The organism is Corynebacterium sp. HMSC08D02, from assembly GCF_001807505.1.
Taxonomy (GTDB): domain Bacteria; phylum Actinomycetota; class Actinomycetes; order Mycobacteriales; family Mycobacteriaceae; genus Corynebacterium; species Corynebacterium pseudogenitalium.
This window is the reverse complement of sequence record NZ_KV789255.1, coordinates 69,386-86,777: the sequence shown is the minus strand read 5'-3', so window position 1 is coordinate 86,777 and position 17,392 is coordinate 69,386. Positions and strand designations below refer to the sequence as shown.

Sequence of the window (17,392 nt, the reverse complement as noted above, 5' to 3'; positions counted from 1 at the left end):
CCCTTTCATAAGGCTATGCTCACCTAACTTTAATTAGGTAAGCTTACCCTCATTTATCCCGACGACGAAGAGTATTTTCCAAGAACTATGTCTATCCGCTACGTATGCACGTTGGCCGCTTCTGCCAGCATGCTTGGCTTTGCAGCAACAGCGTTCAGCCCGCTCCTCATTACCCCTCCCCCTGCTCCGGCACAGGAACAAACCGCGTCACACCGCACTGTATCCACGGGAACAATGGATTGGGGTGTGCGAGAATCGTTCCGTAAGTACATCGAAACCGGCGTCGCCAAGGGGTCCATCTCCACAGATGAAGGGGCAACTCGCTCAGGGACGGCATTCCAATTCCCAGCCGAATCCTCCGCGATTACTGGCCCATCCTCCGGACAATTCAACTTCACCGGCTCAGTCCACTTCAGTGGCCACGATGGCTCTCTCGAGCTGACGCTCAGCAACCCGATCTTGGTGGTCAACGGCACTAACGCAGAACTCCGGGTGGACTACAGCACACGGAAGTATGTCGGCGCAGGAGCTGTGGGCCCTGTCGAAGAAGGACAAAAAGAAGTACTGGCCACCATCACCCTTGACGCCGCACCGGACTTCACCGCAAGCCAAGTGACAATAAGCGGCCACACCTCACTTACCGCTTCTGGGGAAACTATCTTCGCCGGATTCTACGAAGCAGGCGAGCCCCTCGACCCGATCAGTATCGATCTCTCACTCACGGAGGCTTCGGGTGCCGGACCAGTCCCGGACTTCACACTCGGGTCCCCATCAGGAGACAATAGCAACGCAGCTGCTCAGGGGCACAGTGGCGCCACACGTTCAAAGGCGACAAGCGGACCGGCTTTCTGGCTCAGACAGGTAAACGACACGCTCATCGAGGTCAACGGGCTGTTTACCAACGCCGACAAGGTCTTGCGAAGCGCAACGTCGTTACACGAGCGCGCTACATCGTCGCAACAGTCAGCCCGTCCCAACCGCTCTTCGACGGCGCCGGGGACGACTGCTTCGGCTGCCAACACGGCCCCGGCGCGCAACCAAGCATCAGCGCCGACTTCCCCATCGAGCAACGCATCGGCCCACAGCAATCGCGATGCCTCAGCCACAGCACCGTCAGGCGGTAATGCATCTTCAAATACCGTCTGTGATGCTGGCACCTCACACGGAGTCACCTCTGCTGAGGCACAGTGGGGAATCCGGCAGTCGTTCCGTACATACATCCGTGGCAATATCGCGAAAGGAAAGTGGGAGCTCCAAGGCGTTGGAGACAGCGGTAACACCTTTACTTTCAACGGCAATTCGGGAGCAGTTGATTCTGCGACGCGGTCGGGGTCCATCCTCTACCCCGGTTCGATCCGTTTTACCGGGCACGGGGGCGTATTGGACACTCGTTTTTCCAACATGGAAATCCAGTTCTCCGGCAATACCGGCCAGCTGATCCTCAACGCGACGTCGAACACCATGGAAGGCGACCCCCGCGACTACGGGCGCATCGCCATCGCAGACCTCACTTTCACGAACCTCGATGTGAGCGACTCTGCGGTAACCGGTACAGCAGAAGCAACGCTTACGAGCACAGGTTCGGAAGCGTTTGGGCAGTTCTACCCTCCTGGCGATCCGCTCGACACAATTCACTTCACCGCTCAACTCGGCGGATCGGCTAACTGCGCCGAAGGCCAGGGCTCCATCGGAGGGGCGTCCTCTCCATCCAACAATGCGGCGGGGGCCGACGCTCGCGCGAAACTTCGGAAGTCTACAACATCCTCGTCTACGCCTTCCCGCGGAAGCGTTCTCGACGAGCATTTGGGGGACGCAACTGTTTCGTCCTCTGATCAGCCAGAAGGCGGAAAGTTCCAGATTAAAAACACCGCGCCCAATTCGCGTACAGGGGCGGATGGTTGGGATGACGCGACCGTCGCGACGCTCTTGGTGCTCATTGCCTCGCTGCTTGGCGCAGGCGGTGCGCTCATCAGATTCGCGGTCATTGGATAGGGAGATATGACACTATGAAAATGCTGCAAACCACTCTTTCCTTGGTTACCGCGACTGCGATAACGCTGAGCCTCGGCGGGTGTGCGGAGTGGGACAACCCAACACAACACACCACCAACGAGCTCGCGGAGTCGCTGCAGACAAACGGGGACCCACACCAGGCGCAAGGGGTTTCGATGGTCTCTGAGATCTCCGAGGTCGAGCCAATCGATACGCCACGGGAACAAGCTCTGCCCGTCGAAGTGACCGATGCGGACGGTTACGACGTCACCATTACTGATACCTCCCGCATCCTTGCACTGGACCTATACGGCACATTCACCAAGACGCTTCGTGGTGTCGGCATGGCAGACAACATCGTCGGGCGGACCGTAAGTTCCTCGGAGCCGTCGCTTGCGCATCTGCCCGTAGTCACGGAAAACGGGCATTCGCTCAACGTCGAGGCCATTCTGAATCTTCGTCCCACCTTGGTGCTTGTCGACCGCTCAGTAGGACCAGTTGAGGCGATCGACCAGCTACGGGCAGCCGGTATCACCACTGTGATGCTGGAGCCGACGCGTTCGCTGGCCTCGATCGCGGAGGACATCACTAATGTGGCAACCCTCGTCGGTGAGCCTGAGGCAGGCCGCCTCCTCGCCGAACGCAGCGAGAAAGAAGTCCAGCAAGCGCTCGACGCAATCGCTGCGGTGGCACCTGAAGAACCACTGCGAATGTCGTTTTTGTATGCTCGCGGCACCGGTGGCGTCTTCTATCTACTCGGGCGTGAAGAAGGAACTGAAGAACTCATCACTGCTCTAGGTGGCAGGGACGTCAATTCCGAGCACGGCATCGGTCAGCCTTCGCCTGCAAGCCCTGAGGCGCTCGCCGAGGTAAACCCCGAAGTGTTCGTCATGATGAACGGTGGGCTCCAGTCCACAGGCGATATTGAAGGCCTCCTCCAACGTCCCGGCGTCGCACAAACCACCGCGGGGCAGCACCGGCGAGTCCTGGCGCTTCCCGACGGTGACTCACTTGCGTTCGGACCTCAAACTGGCGAACTGCTGCTGCGCGCGGCGCACGCTCTCTACGGAGAGCAGCTATGAGCGAGCACCACGGAGCAATCCATGCACGACGCATTGGAAGAATTGTGCTTTTCGCAGCCACCGCTTCCCTGCTAGTGCTCACGGCCATTGCCTCTCTCGTTGTAGGCCAGTTTGAGTTCTCCCCCGGCGAGCTCTGGCCGATCCTTACCGCAGGGCCAATGTCAGCGTCCACACTCGAAGCATCAGTATTGTGGCAAATCCGCATCCCGAGGCTCGTTCTAGGACTCTGCGTCGGCGCGGCACTGGGAACAGGCGGGGCGCTCATGCAGTCCGTATTTGCCAACCCCCTAGCAGAACCAAGCGTCGTTGGCGTCAGCACCGGGGCAGGTGTAGGCGCAGCTATCGCCACCGTATTCGGCATCACCACATTCGGAACGATGACCGTGCCGATCTTCGCGTTCGCAACGGGCATATTCGTCACCGTGGTGGTGTACCAGCTAGCGCGTTCAGGTGGCAGAGTCCGCGTCCTGAACCTGGTTCTAGTAGGCATCGCAGCGAACGCTATCTGCGGCGCATGCATTTCAGCACTCACATTCATCGCCCCTACCACGGCGCGGGAACAGATCGTTTTCTGGCAGATGGGCAGTCTCGCTGGGGCGAGTTGGGCGCAAACTGGGGTGGTAGCTGCCGTCGTCACCTTCGCATTGGCATGTGCCATGTGTTTTGTGCGCAAGCTCGACATCCTCGCTTTGGGCGACCAAGCTGCATTCCATGTAGGCATCAACGTCGCACGCCTGCGCATGTTGGCGATCGCACTATCGACATTGCTTACAGCCGCAGCAGTCTCCTTCGCTGGGTTGATCGGGTTCGTAGGACTCGTCGTCCCACATATCGTGCGCACTGCGGTCGGCCCGTCCAATACGGTGCTTGTCCCGGCTTCTGCACTCGGTGGCGCGCTTTTGATCGGTGCTGGCGATATCCTCTCCCGCACAATCATTCCATTCGCTGACCTGCCAATCGGTATTTTCACAGCGCTGATTGGCGGGCCGACCTTCTTCTTCCTGCTGCGGCAGATGATGCGAAAGGGGCATGCACAATGACAGTTACCGCTTCACATGTCACAGTCCATAGACAGGGGCGCGAAATACTCCACGATGTCAGCATGTCCGCGCAGAGTGGAGAGGTCACCGGTCTCATCGGCCCCAACGGAGCTGGCAAGTCAACATTGCTCGCTGCGCTCTCCGGCGATACATCCCTCTCGAGCGGAAGCATCCAGCTTGCGGGTCAGGATGCATCTGGGTGCACCGCTCATCAACTCGCTCGGACGCGTGCCGTCATGCTTCAGGATGTCAGTGTCGCCTTTTCGTTCTTGGTGCGCGACGTCGTCGAGATGGGGCGCCATCCGTGGGGCACTCAGCCTGACGACGCCACCATCGTCAACGAAGCGCTCGCCGCGACGGGCATCACGCACCTCCAGGAACGAGAGATGCTCACACTTTCCGGTGGTGAGCGCGCCCGTGTGGCCTTTGCCAGAGTCTTGGCACAGCGAACACCTGTGGTGTTTCTCGACGAACCAACTGCCGCGATGGACGTGCGCTTCCAAGAGCAGACGATGGGCGTCGCCCGCACCTTGGCACGTGATGGCGCGACCGTGATCGTCGTGCTCCACGATCTTCAGCTTGCTGCGCGGTACTGCGACCACGTGGTGTGCTTGAAGCAGGGGGCTGTTGCGGCAGCGGGGCCGGTGGCCGAGGTCTACCAGGACCACATTCTGAGCGAGGTCTACGACTGGCCTATCACGGTCCTGCACGACGGAAATCGTGTTTTCATCGCGCCTCATGAGGTGAACTGCTCCCCTATGACAGGTGCGACCTAGCCCCATTACCCCCGGCCGTTGACCAAACCCCAACCAATATTTAAGGTTAGCCTAACCTCACCATTCGGTGTGGTTGCGATTACTCATGAAAGGACGTACATGTCTCGCTCCACCACTCTGGCAACCCTCACCGCTGCCTTCCTTGCTTCTACTGTCCTCGTCGCGCCGAGCGCATTCGCGGAAGCCCCAACGCTCGAGTCCGGGCACGCAAACTGGAACATCAAGGGATCATTCCTGAGCTACATCCAGAAGCCGTTTGCCGCAGCAACCATCACGGCGTCCGATGGGGCAGAAAAGGTACTTGACGCGAGCAAGCTGGTTGACTTCGCCTTGCCAGTAAATGCAAAGGAGTCCAAGCTCACGGCAACTGGCGAAGGGGTCATAGACCTCGACGGCGCTATCAGTATCAACGCACACCACGGTGCGATGGATATCCAGCTGTCTGATTTCAAGGTCGTCATCGAAGGCGCTAAAGGGTTCCTCCAGGCAGACTATGTCCGCAAGGGCGCTATGCCCGGTGCAGAGACCACCACGTTGACCGGCGACGATAAGCGCATCGTCGAGTTCGACGTCCAACAGCCGCTGAAGGCTAACAAGAACAACCAATTCGCTGCGACCTTCACCCCGACCAAACTGACAGAGGACGGCTCCGCGATCTTCGATAAGCAGTACAAGGCCGGTGAGCCTTTCGCGGATTCCAAGGTAGCCCTTGCACTGAAATTCAAGGATGCTCCCGCACAGACGACGCCCACTCCCACGCCGGAAGGATCAAGCCTTGGAACCGGCGCGATCGTCGGAATCGTGCTTGCCGCAATCGCGGCCCTCGGTGGCCTTGCATTTGCAGCGAGCCAGCCAGGTTTCCAGGCGATGCTCGGGAAGCTCGTATGAGCGCCGTCGATAACGTCGGCGGACACATCACCACGGTGATCACTTCACTCATGGCGATCGCTGGCGTCGTAATGACCGTCGCCGCACTCGCCCAGGGCGCAGGGACGATTCTCGGGATCCAGCTACCAACGATTCCTTGATATACAGAGATATACAGACCGCAAAACAAGAAACCCAGCCACCTCATGGTATGGCTGGGTTTCTCCATTTGGGCAACACACCAAACTAGGAGTTCTTCTTGCCCTTCTTCTTTTTCTTGCTGCTCACCTTGGAGAGTTCCAGCTTTGCAGCAGCATCGGGCACGTAACGGAACTCGTCGCGCGGAGGTCGCTCGTAGTCGATAATTGCTGGGCGTTCAGGGATCTCTGGCAGATCAGGGTCAATGTGCTCGTAGGGGATCGTCGACAAGAGGTGAGAAATCACATTGATGCGCGAGCGCTTCTTATCCTCCGACTCAACCGTGTACCACGGCGCCGCAGGAATATCCGTGTGGATAAACATCTCATCCTTGGCTCGGGAGTAGTCCTCCCACTTTGTAATGGACTCGAGGTCCATTGGCGAGAGTTTCCACTGGCGGAGCGGATCGTTCCGGCGCGACTGGAAGCGCTTGTACTGCTCTTCATCCGAAACGGAGAACCAGTACTTACGCAACATGATGCCGTCCTCAACAAGGAGACGCTCGAAGATCGGGGTCTGGTGCAGGAAACGGCGGTACTCTTCTGAGGTGCAGAAGCCCATAACACGCTCGACGCCTGCTCGGTTGTACCAGGACCTGTCGAAGATGACGATCTCGCCTGCGGAGGGGAGCTTTTCGACGTAGCGCTGGAAGTACCACTGCGTCTGCTCGCGCTCAGTTGGCTTCGGCAGCGCCTCAATACGGCAGGTGCGCGGGTTCAGGTACTGGGTGATGCGCTTAATTGCGGAGCCTTTGCCTGCCGCGTCGCGCCCCTCCATCACGATGACAACACGCGCTCCGGTCTTGACGACCCACTGCTGCATTGCCACCAACTCAGCTTGAAGGCGTACGAGTTCTTTCTCGTACGCCTTCTTGGAAAGTTTCGGGGGCTTGGTGGAATTCTTCTCTTCACTCATAGGTACTAACCGTACCCATAAAGCGGGGAGAAATTAAGCCGATTCGGCTAGTCCACCTTGAATTCAGCCATGGTATCCCACTCGGTCTTACCCTCGATCAGGGTATTGATGATGGTCGGGGTTTCCTTCAGAATCTTCGGGAACAGCTCCTGGGCGGCGCGGAAATGATCGGAGTTCACGTGCGCTTCCGCGGCATCGTCGTGGAATGCCTCGATGAGCAGGTATTCGTTCTTATCCTCTTCACTGCGGTACCAGTCAAAGAAGATGCAGCCCGGCTCTGCGCGGGTTGCGTTGGTGAATTCCTCTACCTCTTGACGAAATGTCTCGACGTATTCTGGCAGTGGCTTGTAACGAACGTTGATCAAAATCATGCCACCACCCTACGCATATCTCGCATTGTTGTCAGCCGACGCTTTTGGCTACGAAGCTGCTCAGTTAATTGTTCAACAATAGATGCGTTATACTCGTAACAGTTGTCGGCCGATGGTTCTATTTACCATTGCTGACTAGCTTAAATAAATAGTTCTACACTTACGGATGCCATGCTTGCTCAAAACGTTGCCTCTGAGGTCCGCCGCGCGATTTCGCGTGGTGAGTTCTCCCCAGGCCAGAAGCTCAACGAGGTTGCCCTCGCTGAGCGTTTCGAGGTATCCAGAAATACCCTCCGCGAAGCATTTGCAATGCTTACGTCAGAAGGTCTTTGTGAGCGCATTCCGAACCGTGGCGTATTCCTCGCCACTCCTTCCCCGGACTTCGTCACTGACACCTACCGTGCGCGCGCCGCAATCGAGCCTGCGGCTCTCCTTTGGGGCGAAGAGCTCGATGTTGACCGTCTCGAAAAACTCAACACTGAAGCCCGCGAGGCAATCGCTCAGGACGACGATGACCTGCTGACGGCCGTGAACCAGGCTTTCCACCACGTGGTGCTCTCCGCAATGGGCTCGAAGACCCTCGGCGACACCATGGACCAGCTTGACGCGTTCATGCGCTTGGCAACGCTTCCGATTATTCAGCAGCAGCCGTCGTTTAACCGCCAGTTCATCTCCGTCAACGAGCACATTGTGGAGCTGCTGCGCGAAGAAAAGCGCCACGAGGCGTCCGACTACCTGCAGGAAGCACTTCTCGAGCAGGGTCGTATTGTGAACGACCTGATCGAGAAGATCAATAACGGGTACCCAATTTAGTGCTCGAGCTGCTCCCCAAGCTCAAGCCACTCCATCTCTAGCTCATCGCGGCCATCGTTGGTGCGCTGCAATTCCTGCGTCTTCGCGCCGATCGCTTCGAAATCCGGCGCGTCTTCACCCGACATGTCGGCAATCTGCGCTTCCAACTCCTTGGCACGAGTTTCTGCCGTCGCGATCTTGCGCTCAAGCGCTTTCATCCGCTTCCGGATCTCACGTTCTTCCTGCGATGAAAGCCGTGGCTCCTCCACGGGAGCAGCTTTTTCGGCGTTCTCGGTCTTCTCCCCCAAATCGAGTGGACCCGTTTGGGTGTCCATGGCAGCTCGCTGCTCGAGGTATTGCGAAATCCCGCCCGGCAGGTTGCTGAGTGTTCCGTCGCCGAACAACGCGTACGTGGTGTCTGCAATACGCTCGATGAGGTAGCGGTCGTGCGAAATCACCACGAGCGTCCCTGGCCAACCATCAAGCAGGTCTTCCAACTCTTGCAATGTATCGATGTCGAGGTCGTTGGTGGGCTCGTCGAGGAGCAAAACGTTCGGCTCGCTCATCAGCACACGCGTCAGTTGGAGCCGACGACGCTCACCGCCGGAGAGGTCCCCAACAGGTGTGCGCTGGCGCTTCGGGCTGAACCCGAGGCGCTCCGCGAGCTGTGAGGCCGAAACCTCTTTCTTGCCCAACGTGATGTAGTGCGCGACATCCTCCACAGAGTCGAGCACCGTCCTCGTTGGGTCGAGGTCGTCGAGTTCCTGTCGCAGCCACCCAATCCGTGTGGTCAGGCCTTCGATGCGCTTGCCGGCAGCAAGCGGGTAGTCACCGGCAAGCGTCCGCAGCAACGTCGTCTTTCCGGAACCGTTGACACCAACAAGGCCGATGCGCTCGCCCGGCGCGAGCCGCCACGTGAGGTGGTCGACGAGCGTGCGCCCGTCAGGAGCGTCGATACGGGCGTCCTCAAACTCGATGACGACGTTGCCCTGGCGTTGCTTGGAAAACGCCATCAGCTCGACCTTGTCGCGTGGTGGCGGGACATTCGCGATGAGAGCTTCGGCTGCTTCGATGCGGTAGCGCGGTTTTGACGTGCGTGCGGGGGCGCCTCGGCGCAGCCACGCGAGCTCTTTGCGCGCCAAGTTCTGACGACGCTGCTCGATGGCGTCGGCCTGGCGGGCACGCTCGGCGCGGGCGAACGTCCAGTCATTGTAGCCACCCTCGTAGACGTCGACGGTGCCGTCGTGGACCTCCCAGGTCAGCGTAGCGACGGTATCGAGGAACCAGCGGTCGTGCGTAACCACCACGACTGCGAGTTTGCGCTGCATGAGGTGGGATGCCAGCCACTGCACGCCCTCGACGTCAAGGTGGTTCGTCGGCTCGTCAAGCACGACGAGATCCAAGTCCTGCACAAGGGCCGCGGCGAGGCTCACGCGGCGCCGCTCACCACCAGAAAGCTCCCCGACCGGGGTGTCCAGCCCGAGGGCAGCCACGCCTGTTCCTTGGAGAACCTCTCGCACCTTGCTATTCGACGCCCACTCGTACGTCTCGAGACCCAAGGGTTTGACGACGACGTCGCCGACGGTGGCGTCGTCGTGAATTTCGAAGCGTTGTGTCACCACCGCCATGCGTAGGTCAGAGTTGTGCGACACGCGCCCGCTGTCCGGGGCTTCGATGCCGGTGAGCACCTCAAGCAACGTTGTTTTCCCGCCGCCGTTGACGCCCACGATGCCGATGCGATCGCCGGTCTGGATTCCGAGGGAGACACCGTCGAGCAGTGTTTTTAAGCCCCAGGTTTTGGATACGTTTTCGAGGTTGATCAGGTTCGCCATAGCAAACCCATCGTAGCCTACGCCTCGAGTTGCGCCCCCGCAGACGGGCCGGAAGTACAGAACACCTCGACGCCCTCGACGCTGTCACGCAGCACCGTTTCGAGGGTCCGCGCGGCTTCTTCGTCGAAGCACAGTGCGGCGATCGTCGGCCCGGACCCGGAAACGATCGCTCGGGCTACAAGTTCAGTTTCGGATTCGATGCGTGTGATCAGGGCTGCGATGCGTGGGCGCATCGCCACCGCTGCAGCTTCCAAATCGTTGTGCAGGTGCTTCGCTAGCTCGCGCGGGTCGCCCGTCACGAGTGCCTGCGACAGCGCGGCCGTGTCCAAATGCGGTACGAGCGCCGGGTTGTCGTGGCGCAGATCATCGAGTGTTTCGAAGGCCTTGCCCGTCGAAATCCCAATCTTCGGGTTGCAAAACACCCACCAGTACGTGCCACGTCCGAGGACCTCAACGAGGGCGTCGCCACGCCCGGTGCCAAGCGCTGTGTGGCCGTGGAGTGCGAACGGCACGTCCGCTCCCAGCCCGGCTGCAAGGTCGTAAAGATCTTCTTCGCTGAGCCGCTCACCGCAGTACCGCTCCACGTAGGCGTTCGCTGCGACGAGCCCAGCCGCGGCATCTGCGGAGCCGCCAGCCATCCCGCCTGCCACAAACACATGCTTGTCGACGACCAGCTTCGCCTTCGGCAACGACAATCCTTGCACGCCACTGCGGGCCCGCACGGCGTCGACGACGGCATCGACCGCACGCCACGTCAGGTTTCGAGGCGTATCGATATCCTCGTCCGGTACGTCCACGTGGAAGTGCGTCTGCATCCCAACGACCACGGAGCCAGATTCGACGCATGCCGCCTCATCCTCGACGACGATGCGAACTCGCTCGCGGCGCTCAACGGCTTGGAAAACCGTTACCAACTCGTGGTAGCCGTCGGCACGCGCGTTGCCGACGCCGAGGTGCAGGTTCACTTTGCCGGGCGCTGATGCAACAATCTCCCGCGTGCTGCTGCTCATCGGGCCTCCCCCAGCCTGACGAAGTCCTCCACCCCGAGCTTCTCACCACGCAGTCCAGGATCGATACCGGCCGCCCGCAGCGCAGACTCGGCTTCCGCGGGGGAACCGTACACCGACGCGAGCGTTGAGCGCAGCGTCTTGCGGCGTTGGGCGAAGGCGGCGTCGATAAGTGGGAAGACCTTGTCGCGCACGCTGCGGTCGCGCTCGGGATCGACGTCGATGCGAACAAGCCCGGACTCGATATTCGGAGCCGGCCAGAAGACGTGCTTGCCGATGGTCCCTGCCTGCGACACCTCGCCATAAAACGCCGCTTTTACGCTAGGCACGCCGTAAATCTTCGTGCCTGGCTTCGCGGCAAGGCGGTCAGCGACCTCTTTCTGCACCATCACGAGCACGCGGCGAATGGAAGGGAACTCCGCAAGCAGGTGTAACAACACCGGCACCGAAACGTTGTACGGCAGGTTCGCAACGAGAGCCGTTGGCTCCCCGGGAACATCACGCTGCGTAGTCTTCAGCGCGTCCATGTGCACGATATCCAGCTTGTGCGCGGCCGAAGGTGCTCGAAGCTCCACCGTTTTACCCAGCTGCTGTGCCAGCCTGTCATCGATCTCGAGCGCGGTCACGTGCGCCGCCTCATCGAGCAGGCCAAGCGTCAGCGACCCGAGACCAGGACCGACCTCGACCACGCGGTCGTCTGGGGAAAGCTCCGCTGCGGCAACGATACGCCGCACGGTATTCGGGTCGTGCACGAAGTTCTGCCCCAGCCGTTTCGTTGGGGTGACATCTAGTGCAGCCGCAAGCTCACGGATTTCTACCGGGCCAAGCAGTTGGGATTCGCTCATACCTGACGAGGTTAGCGCAACCCCATCCGCGCGGTACATGCAGGCCACGCACCCCACCCCTGGGATGCCTGCGTTTTCTGGGCAATTGCGATCTGCTGCTCGCGGGTCGCCTGGTCAGCGGTCGGCGCGTACTGGGTGCCTCCGTACGCTGCCCACGTCGACGCAGAGAACTGCAAGCCGCCGTGGTAGCCATTACCCGTGTTGATGGACCAGTTGCCGCCAGACTCACACTGCGCCAACGTGTCCCATACCGAACCAGCTGCTACTGCGGGAGCATTCGCTGACTCCTTGGTACCGCGTCGCACCTTCGCCGCCTTCGGCGCACGAACCTCGCGCTCACCTGCAATGCCCTCGGATTCAACCTTGCCATTGACCAGAACGGTCTCGTGGAGAATTTCCTTCTCCCCGTCCTTGCCTTCCTCCAGCACCTCTTCGTTGCCGGTTTCCAGCTCTTCATCATCGACGTACTCAACCGGTGCCTCGATTGGCAGGACCTCAGCACGCTTCACCACGTTGACGCGGTCGAGCACGATCTCCATGTTCGGGTACACCGCGGCATCAAGCGGGTGGTTCAAACGATCATCGGAGTCGAAGGTGATGCCACGGTCCGCGAGGAGCTCGCCTACGGTTTTCTTCGCAACCGACGCGTAGGTCACGTTCCCGCCGTCATTGATCGCGATGATCTTCGGGGTGGTCACGTCGACATTGAGGCCGTCGACAAGCTTGGTGTCCTTGTCCAGGTCCGACGAGGAAGCCGGGGACACACCCACCTCGTCCATGACTTCCCCAACAGTCAGCGCTGTCGAGGTGATTTCCTTTGCCACCCCGTCGACGACGACGGCGACTGGCTTCGCAGTACGAACGGTCACGGTATCGCCGTTCGACAGCTTCTCAGCAGGCGCCGGGTACACAACGTCACTGTCCTTGACCTCAACGCCCGCAGCCTGCAACGCACCCGCGACGTCACCCGAGAAGGTCTTCAGCGAGGTCGCCTCACCGTTGACGTCCACTGTGACGTCCTTCTGCGCGGCGAGCGCCGTGGTGGTACCGGCTGCAATGACAACACCTGCGAGTGCCCCGACGGCGATTCGCTTCGTTGCGGTGTTGTTGTGCTGGATACGCGAGCCCATAAAGCGTCATTCCCCTTCGTCACGAAATAATACTTCGATAACAATACGGTAACTTCTACCGTTTTACCAGCACATGTTTGCACACCATGGTGGACACGTTCACTCGCGCCACGCGATTCACACCACTCACAGCCGACCTGCGACAATGCTTGCTTGCGCTCAGTGTGTTCCCGGACACGTGCACAGCATCATCCCAGACCATAGACGCGATCGAAGGTAGCGGATACCTCGCTCGCCAGCGTCTCGACGTCCACTCCCCGAGCTTGCGCAACCACGTGTGCCGTATGCCCAATCAGCGATGGCTCATTGCGCGAACCTCGAAACGGCTCCGGAGTCATATACGGCGCATCGGTTTCGATGAGCAGCTGGCCCACCGGCGCCAGAGCCGCCGCCTCCCGCAGCTCCTCATTGCGCTTAAACGTAACGTTGCCAGCAAAGGAGAGCACATAGCCACGCTCAATCGCCTCCCGCGCCACGTCAAGGGGCGAGGAGAAGCAGTGCAAAATCACATGCTCCGGTTTCGGCGCATCCGCGAGAATCCGCATCATGTCCGCATCCCCCTCACGGTTATGGATCATCAATGCCTTGCCGGAGTCCACGGCGAGCTGAATGTGCCAACGAAACGCCTCTTCTTGCGTGGCAAGGTCAGCGGTGTTCTCGGCGTCGTGGCGGATCCAATACGTATCGATGCCTGTCTCCCCCACCGCAACACACCGAGCGTCCGAGGCCATCTGCGTGAGCCGTTCCCGCGTCGCGTCGTCGAGCTCGGCGGCTCGCGTCGGATGGATCGCGCACGCTGCGAACACGCCCTCATGCATGTGCGCGGCGGCAAGCGCCTGCTCTGCTTCCGCGAGCCCATCGCCCACGGTGCATACCCGCTCCACACCGGCGCTCAACGCACGCTCCATAGTCGCATCGATATCCGCCTGCGTGGTGGCTCCGGTAGAGGCTAGGTGGGTGTGGGCGTCGATAAGCCCTGGTATAGGGGCTGCTGGTACTGGTGTCGGGCGAGGTTTCTTTTTGCTCATACGATAGAGCCTATGACATTCCACGCGATTGACGCACAGACCCAAACCAGCACCGACAACGCACTCGCCGAGGCAGCGGCGCAGGGGCTCAATGGCCCTGCACGAGTAATCATCGAGCGGTTCGAAGGGTTACTCGAGGATTTCCTTGCACTTCCCCGCGACGCACAACGCAGCTACCCGCGCGGCGACACAGCCCGTATCGTCGGCACCGCCCTCGGCGACGCATTCGTCCGCGACTACGGATTTACCTGGAAACTCCTGAAAGATGACTACGGCACGGACCTCGTCGTCGTCCGCGATGCCGACACCAACTCCCCCAAATACACCGCCCCCATCATGGTTGTCGACGCCCGCTTCGACGACGACGCAACCGGCAAACTCACCACGTTCCTGGAGCAGTTCCTCAGCGGCTTGCAACACTAAGCTCGTCGTCAATAACGACGTGACGCGCCGCCACGATGCCAACAGCCCCCATGACCAACGCCATGATGACTAACGCGATCAGGATCGGCTGGAACTCCCCGATCCGCCCATAGGCCACGCCAATGAGCAGCGGCCCCGTTGCCGCGAGCACGTACCCGACCGGCTGCACAAAACCCGACAGCCGTGCAGTGACTAGCGGGTCGCGTGTGCGCGCCGGGATCAGTGCGATTGCTAGCGGGAAGCAGCACCCGCCGAAGCCCAGGAGGAAGCTCCAGCCCAGCGGTGATGCTGCCGGTGCGAAGTACAAACCGAGATACCCAGTGGCCGTCGAGAGCGCAAACAGCACCACCAGCGGCGTCAGCGTCCGCGCGCGAGAGATGACCGTCGGCAGCACAAGCCCACCAACCATGCCTACCGCGCCAAGCAGCCCCAGTCCCGTGGCTGCGGTGGAAGGGGCAACCCCGGCGTCAATGAAAATGGCGGGCAACCACCCCATCTGGATATACGCGCTGGTTGATTGCAACCCGAAGAAGAGCATCAAGGCCACCGCAGTGAGCGACTTCCACACCGGCGCTTCTGGCGTAGCAACCGCGCCGTCCTGCGGGGTCGAAGCCTTGCTCCCGGGGATGTCCCTCCCGAATTTGAAGAGCACAAATACCCAAACCGCCAGCTGCACGACAGCCGTCACCGCCCACAGGCCGAGTGCCGACTGCCACGAGGGTGTCACCAACGCGCTGAGCGGGCCAGCCGCCGACGATAAGCCCAGGGTTACGGAGTACACCGTAGTCAGGGCGACGATGTAGCGCCCACCGTGCTGCTTGATCCACGCAGGCAGCAACACGTTCATAAGTGCGATGGCGCCGGCCGCGCCCACCGTCGCGAGTAAGAACATCGCGATATCGGGTGCGAAGGGGCGCAAGCCCAAGCCCGCGGTCAGCAACCCCGCAGCGCCCAGAATGACGGGGGTGAGGCCAAACCGCCGCGCAATCGGTACCGCACAGATACCGACCAGGAAGAAGAGCGTGCCGGGGATCGCCGTGATGACGCCACCGACCCATGCCGGGGCGTCATAGTATGCGATGACCTGGTCAAGTACAGACCCGACGGAGGCAATGCCCGCACGCAAATTCAGTGAGGCACTAATGACAGCGACGAAAAGTACAAGAGCAAACACTCGAAGCACTCTAGCGCTGCCGCAGCGTTACTGCACAGGCGCCCACTCCGGGCCGGTCTCCCCGAGCTCCGGATCGAGCTTCGCCACCAGTGGCTTCGGCTTCGACAGTGCCACGCCGGGCTCCATTGGCACGCGCTTCCATGTCGCCTGCTGCTCGGAGTAGTCGCCGGTGATGGTGAGGTAGGTCTGGCCGCGCTCCGGCAGGCCGACGCCGACGAGATCGTAGTCAGCGTCATCGCGAACCTCAACGATGGACGGCTCTGCGGCCCACACACCAGTCCGGCCGAGGGTCTCGTGTACCTTCTGCGCCGTGTGCGGCAGGAACGGGGTCAGCATCGCATTGCAGTCGCTGACCACCTGCAGTGCGGTCCACAGAACCGTCGCCAGACGAGTGCGCTGGTCCGGATCCTTCGCGAGCTTCCACGGCTCCTGGTCCGCGATGTACGCGTTGGTCTCCCCAACCACGTGCATGGTCTTGGTGATCGCGCTCTTGAAGTGAGCCTCAGCCAAGTCCTTGCCTGCGGAAACAAACGTGGATTCCGCCAATTCAAGGATTTTCTCGTCCACTTCGGCGAGCTCTCCTGGTTCTGGAACCTCACCGAAGTTCTTGTGCGCCATCGACACAGTGCGGTTGACCAGGTTGCCCCAGCCATTCGCCAGCTCGTTGTTCACACGGCGCACGAACTCGTCCCAGGTGAAGTCCGTGTCGTTGTTCTCCGGTCCGGCCACCGCAATGAAGTAGCGCAACGGGTCCGCACCGAACTCTTTCAGGAAGTCCTTGACGTAGATGACTACGCCCTTCGAAGACGAGAACTTCGAACCAGACATGGTCAGGAACTCCGAGGACACAACCTCAGTCGGAAGATTCAGGGTGCCCAGCTCGTGTTCTTGCCCACCATGCGAGCCCTTGCCCGCGTAGCCGAGCAGCTCCGCTGGCCAGATCTGTGAGTGGAACGTGATGTTGTCCTTGCCCATGAAGTAGTAGCTCGCCGTTTCTGGGTCCTGCCAGAACGTCTTCCACGCATCCGGGTTACCGCTTCGCTCCGCCCACTCAATCGAGGCAGACAAGTAGCCGACCACCGCGTCAAACCATACATAGAGCTTCTTCGATGGGTTGTCCTGCCAGTCCTCGACCGGGATAGGGATGCCCCAGTCGATGTCACGCGTCATTGCGCGCGGACGCATGTCCTCCAAGAGGTTCAACGAGAACTTCAGCACGTTCGGGCGCCACTTCTCACGGGTGCTCAGCCACGTCTTCAACGCGTCGTGCAGCGCCGGGAGGTCTAGCATGAAGTGCTCGGTCTCAACAAATTTCGGCGTCTCGCCGTTGATCTTGGAGACAGGGTTGATCAGATCTGCTGGGTCCAGCTGGTTACCGCAGGTATCGCACTGGTCACCACGAGCGTCAGTCGCGCCGCAGATTGGGCAGGTGCCCTCAATGTAGCGGTCCGGCAGCGTACGGCCATTCGAAGGAGAGATCGCGCCCTGCGTCGTCTCCTTGATCATGTAACCGTTGGCGTACAGTCCCTTAAACAGCTGCTGCACCACGGCATAGTGGTTACGAGTCGACGTGCGAGTAAACAGGTCGTAGGACAGACCCAAACCGGCCAAGTCGTGCACGATCTGTTCGTTGTAGCGGTCTGCGAGCTCCTTGACGCTCACGCCTTCCTTGTCCGCCTGCACCAACAGCGGGGTCCCGTGTTCGTCGGTGCCGGAGACCATCAGGACGTTGTTGCCAGCCATACGCTGATAGCGCGCAAACACGTCAGAAGGTACCCCGAAACCAGCTACGTGGCCGATGTGGCGGGGGCCGTTCGCATATGGCCACGCAACGCACACAAGGATATTTTTTTGAGTCTTCGCAGAAGTCATGCCCTTAAGCATAAGTTATGGCCCCGACACAACCCATGTTTCGGGTCA

The 17,392-nt window shown here is 60.3% G+C and carries 17 protein-coding genes; 8 read left to right on the top strand and 9 right to left on the bottom strand.

Going from position 1 to position 17,392, the window contains the following annotated elements; translation table 11 throughout:
* Positions 1-87: 87 nt before the first annotated feature.
* The 6 genes from HMPREF3170_RS09365 (at position 88) to HMPREF3170_RS11760 (ending at position 5,918) form a co-directional block, all read left to right on the top strand.
* Entirely contained in the window at positions 88-1,992 is a 1,905-nt protein-coding gene (locus HMPREF3170_RS09365; protein ID WP_083290958.1) for an HtaA domain-containing protein, read from the top strand.
* A gap of 14 nt (positions 1,993-2,006) precedes the next feature.
* Positions 2,007-3,074, top strand: a complete 1,068-nt coding sequence (locus HMPREF3170_RS09360; protein WP_070362799.1) for a heme/hemin ABC transporter substrate-binding protein — start codon at positions 2,007-2,009, stop codon at positions 3,072-3,074.
* Positions 3,071-4,114: a FecCD family ABC transporter permease gene (locus tag HMPREF3170_RS09355; RefSeq protein ID WP_070479285.1), complete on the top strand. Its 1,044-nt coding sequence runs from the start codon at positions 3,071-3,073 to the stop codon at positions 4,112-4,114. Before HMPREF3170_RS09360 ends, HMPREF3170_RS09355 begins: the two co-directional genes overlap by 4 nt.
* Positions 4,111-4,890: a heme ABC transporter ATP-binding protein gene (locus HMPREF3170_RS09350; protein ID WP_070479284.1), complete on the top strand. Its 780-nt coding sequence runs from the start codon at positions 4,111-4,113 to the stop codon at positions 4,888-4,890. The genes HMPREF3170_RS09355 and HMPREF3170_RS09350 overlap by 4 nt, the downstream gene beginning before the upstream one ends.
* A 99-nt stretch (positions 4,891-4,989) precedes the next feature.
* Positions 4,990-5,778 carry an HtaA domain-containing protein gene (locus tag HMPREF3170_RS09345; protein ID WP_070479282.1) on the top strand — a complete coding sequence of 263 codons (789 nt, stop codon included), beginning with the start codon at positions 4,990-4,992 and terminating at the stop codon, positions 5,776-5,778.
* Positions 5,775-5,918, top strand: a complete 144-nt coding sequence (locus tag HMPREF3170_RS11760) for a hypothetical protein (RefSeq protein ID WP_168156192.1) — start codon at positions 5,775-5,777, stop codon at positions 5,916-5,918. Before HMPREF3170_RS09345 ends, HMPREF3170_RS11760 begins: the two co-directional genes overlap by 4 nt.
* Positions 5,919-6,003: 85 nt before the next feature.
* Here HMPREF3170_RS11760 and ppk2 read toward each other — a convergent pair whose 3' ends face one another.
* Together ppk2 and HMPREF3170_RS09335 are read right to left on the bottom strand one after the other, a co-directional pair.
* Positions 6,004-6,870 carry a polyphosphate kinase 2 gene (ppk2, locus tag HMPREF3170_RS09340; RefSeq protein ID WP_070479281.1) on the bottom strand — a complete coding sequence of 289 codons (867 nt, stop codon included), beginning with the start codon at positions 6,868-6,870 and terminating at the stop codon, positions 6,004-6,006.
* A 47-nt stretch (positions 6,871-6,917) separates the two neighbouring features.
* Entirely contained in the window at positions 6,918-7,241 is a 324-nt protein-coding gene (locus HMPREF3170_RS09335; RefSeq protein WP_070362804.1) for a putative quinol monooxygenase, read from the bottom strand.
* A 171-nt stretch (positions 7,242-7,412) separates the two neighbouring features.
* Here HMPREF3170_RS09335 and HMPREF3170_RS09330 point away from each other — a divergent pair, with 171 nt between their 5' ends.
* Positions 7,413-8,054: a GntR family transcriptional regulator gene (locus HMPREF3170_RS09330; RefSeq protein WP_070479279.1), complete on the top strand. Its 642-nt coding sequence runs from the start codon at positions 7,413-7,415 to the stop codon at positions 8,052-8,054.
* Here the strand turns inward: HMPREF3170_RS09330 and HMPREF3170_RS09325 are convergent.
* From HMPREF3170_RS09325 to HMPREF3170_RS09305, 5 genes are all read right to left on the bottom strand, one after another.
* Positions 8,051-9,865, bottom strand: a complete 1,815-nt coding sequence (locus tag HMPREF3170_RS09325; protein ID WP_070479277.1) for an ABC-F family ATP-binding cassette domain-containing protein — start codon at positions 9,863-9,865, stop codon at positions 8,051-8,053. The genes HMPREF3170_RS09330 and HMPREF3170_RS09325 overlap by 4 nt on opposite strands.
* A gap of 17 nt (positions 9,866-9,882) precedes the next feature.
* Positions 9,883-10,875 (bottom strand): 4-(cytidine 5'-diphospho)-2-C-methyl-D-erythritol kinase, encoded by a 993-nt coding sequence (locus HMPREF3170_RS09320; RefSeq protein ID WP_070479275.1) that lies wholly within the window; start codon positions 10,873-10,875, stop codon positions 9,883-9,885.
* Positions 10,872-11,717, bottom strand: a complete 846-nt coding sequence (gene rsmA, locus HMPREF3170_RS09315; protein ID WP_070479353.1) for a 16S rRNA (adenine(1518)-N(6)/adenine(1519)-N(6))-dimethyltransferase RsmA — start codon at positions 11,715-11,717, stop codon at positions 10,872-10,874. The genes HMPREF3170_RS09320 and rsmA overlap by 4 nt, the downstream gene beginning before the upstream one ends.
* Before the next feature lie 11 nt (positions 11,718-11,728).
* Positions 11,729-12,847 carry a resuscitation-promoting factor gene (locus HMPREF3170_RS09310; RefSeq protein ID WP_070362808.1) on the bottom strand — a complete coding sequence of 373 codons (1,119 nt, stop codon included), beginning with the start codon at positions 12,845-12,847 and terminating at the stop codon, positions 11,729-11,731.
* A gap of 188 nt (positions 12,848-13,035) precedes the next feature.
* Positions 13,036-13,875: a TatD family hydrolase gene (locus tag HMPREF3170_RS09305; protein ID WP_070479274.1), complete on the bottom strand. Its 840-nt coding sequence runs from the start codon at positions 13,873-13,875 to the stop codon at positions 13,036-13,038.
* A gap of 12 nt (positions 13,876-13,887) precedes the next feature.
* On the opposite strand from HMPREF3170_RS09305, the gene HMPREF3170_RS09300 reads away from it, so the two are divergent.
* A complete protein-coding gene (locus tag HMPREF3170_RS09300) occupies positions 13,888-14,298 on the top strand; it encodes a DUF3806 domain-containing protein (RefSeq protein WP_070479272.1) in 411 nt (136 codons plus the stop codon).
* On the opposite strand, the gene HMPREF3170_RS09295 is transcribed toward HMPREF3170_RS09300, so the two are convergent.
* Both HMPREF3170_RS09295 and metG read right to left on the bottom strand, forming a co-directional pair.
* A complete protein-coding gene (locus HMPREF3170_RS09295; RefSeq protein ID WP_141742267.1) occupies positions 14,279-15,472 on the bottom strand; it encodes an MFS transporter in 1,194 nt (397 codons plus the stop codon). The genes HMPREF3170_RS09300 and HMPREF3170_RS09295 overlap by 20 nt on opposite strands.
* Positions 15,473-15,499: 27 nt before the next feature.
* A complete protein-coding gene (gene metG, locus HMPREF3170_RS09290; RefSeq protein WP_246814956.1) occupies positions 15,500-17,344 on the bottom strand; it encodes a methionine--tRNA ligase in 1,845 nt (614 codons plus the stop codon).
* Between the last annotated feature and the right edge of the window lie 48 nt (positions 17,345-17,392).

Excerpts from the sequence above, each read along its gene's own strand:
- HMPREF3170_RS09305 (WP_070479274.1), bottom strand. The coding sequence starts at position 13,875 with ATGAGCAAAAAGAAACCTCGCCCGACACCAGTACCAGCAGCCCCTATA.
- HMPREF3170_RS09325 (WP_070479277.1), bottom strand. The coding sequence starts at position 9,865 with ATGGCGAACCTGATCAACCTCGAAAACGTATCCAAAACCTGGGGCTTA.
- HMPREF3170_RS09360 (WP_070362799.1), top strand. The coding sequence starts at position 2,007 with ATGAAAATGCTGCAAACCACTCTTTCCTTGGTTACCGCGACTGCGATA.
- HMPREF3170_RS09310 (WP_070362808.1), bottom strand. The coding sequence starts at position 12,847 with ATGGGCTCGCGTATCCAGCACAACAACACCGCAACGAAGCGAATCGCC.
- ppk2 (WP_070479281.1), bottom strand. The coding sequence starts at position 6,870 with ATGAGTGAAGAGAAGAATTCCACCAAGCCCCCGAAACTTTCCAAGAAG.
- HMPREF3170_RS09355 (WP_070479285.1), top strand. The coding sequence starts at position 3,071 with ATGAGCGAGCACCACGGAGCAATCCATGCACGACGCATTGGAAGAATT.
- HMPREF3170_RS11760 (WP_168156192.1), top strand. The coding sequence starts at position 5,775 with ATGAGCGCCGTCGATAACGTCGGCGGACACATCACCACGGTGATCACT.
- HMPREF3170_RS09365 (WP_083290958.1), top strand. The coding sequence starts at position 88 with ATGTCTATCCGCTACGTATGCACGTTGGCCGCTTCTGCCAGCATGCTT.
- HMPREF3170_RS09330 (WP_070479279.1), top strand. The coding sequence starts at position 7,413 with ATGCTTGCTCAAAACGTTGCCTCTGAGGTCCGCCGCGCGATTTCGCGT.
- rsmA (WP_070479353.1), bottom strand. The coding sequence starts at position 11,717 with ATGAGCGAATCCCAACTGCTTGGCCCGGTAGAAATCCGTGAGCTTGCG.
- HMPREF3170_RS09320 (WP_070479275.1), bottom strand. The coding sequence starts at position 10,875 with ATGAGCAGCAGCACGCGGGAGATTGTTGCATCAGCGCCCGGCAAAGTG.
- HMPREF3170_RS09335 (WP_070362804.1), bottom strand. The coding sequence starts at position 7,241 with ATGATTTTGATCAACGTTCGTTACAAGCCACTGCCAGAATACGTCGAG.
- metG (WP_246814956.1), bottom strand. The coding sequence starts at position 17,344 with ATGACTTCTGCGAAGACTCAAAAAAATATCCTTGTGTGCGTTGCGTGG.
- HMPREF3170_RS09350 (WP_070479284.1), top strand. The coding sequence starts at position 4,111 with ATGACAGTTACCGCTTCACATGTCACAGTCCATAGACAGGGGCGCGAA.
- HMPREF3170_RS09345 (WP_070479282.1), top strand. The coding sequence starts at position 4,990 with ATGTCTCGCTCCACCACTCTGGCAACCCTCACCGCTGCCTTCCTTGCT.
- HMPREF3170_RS09300 (WP_070479272.1), top strand. The coding sequence starts at position 13,888 with ATGACATTCCACGCGATTGACGCACAGACCCAAACCAGCACCGACAAC.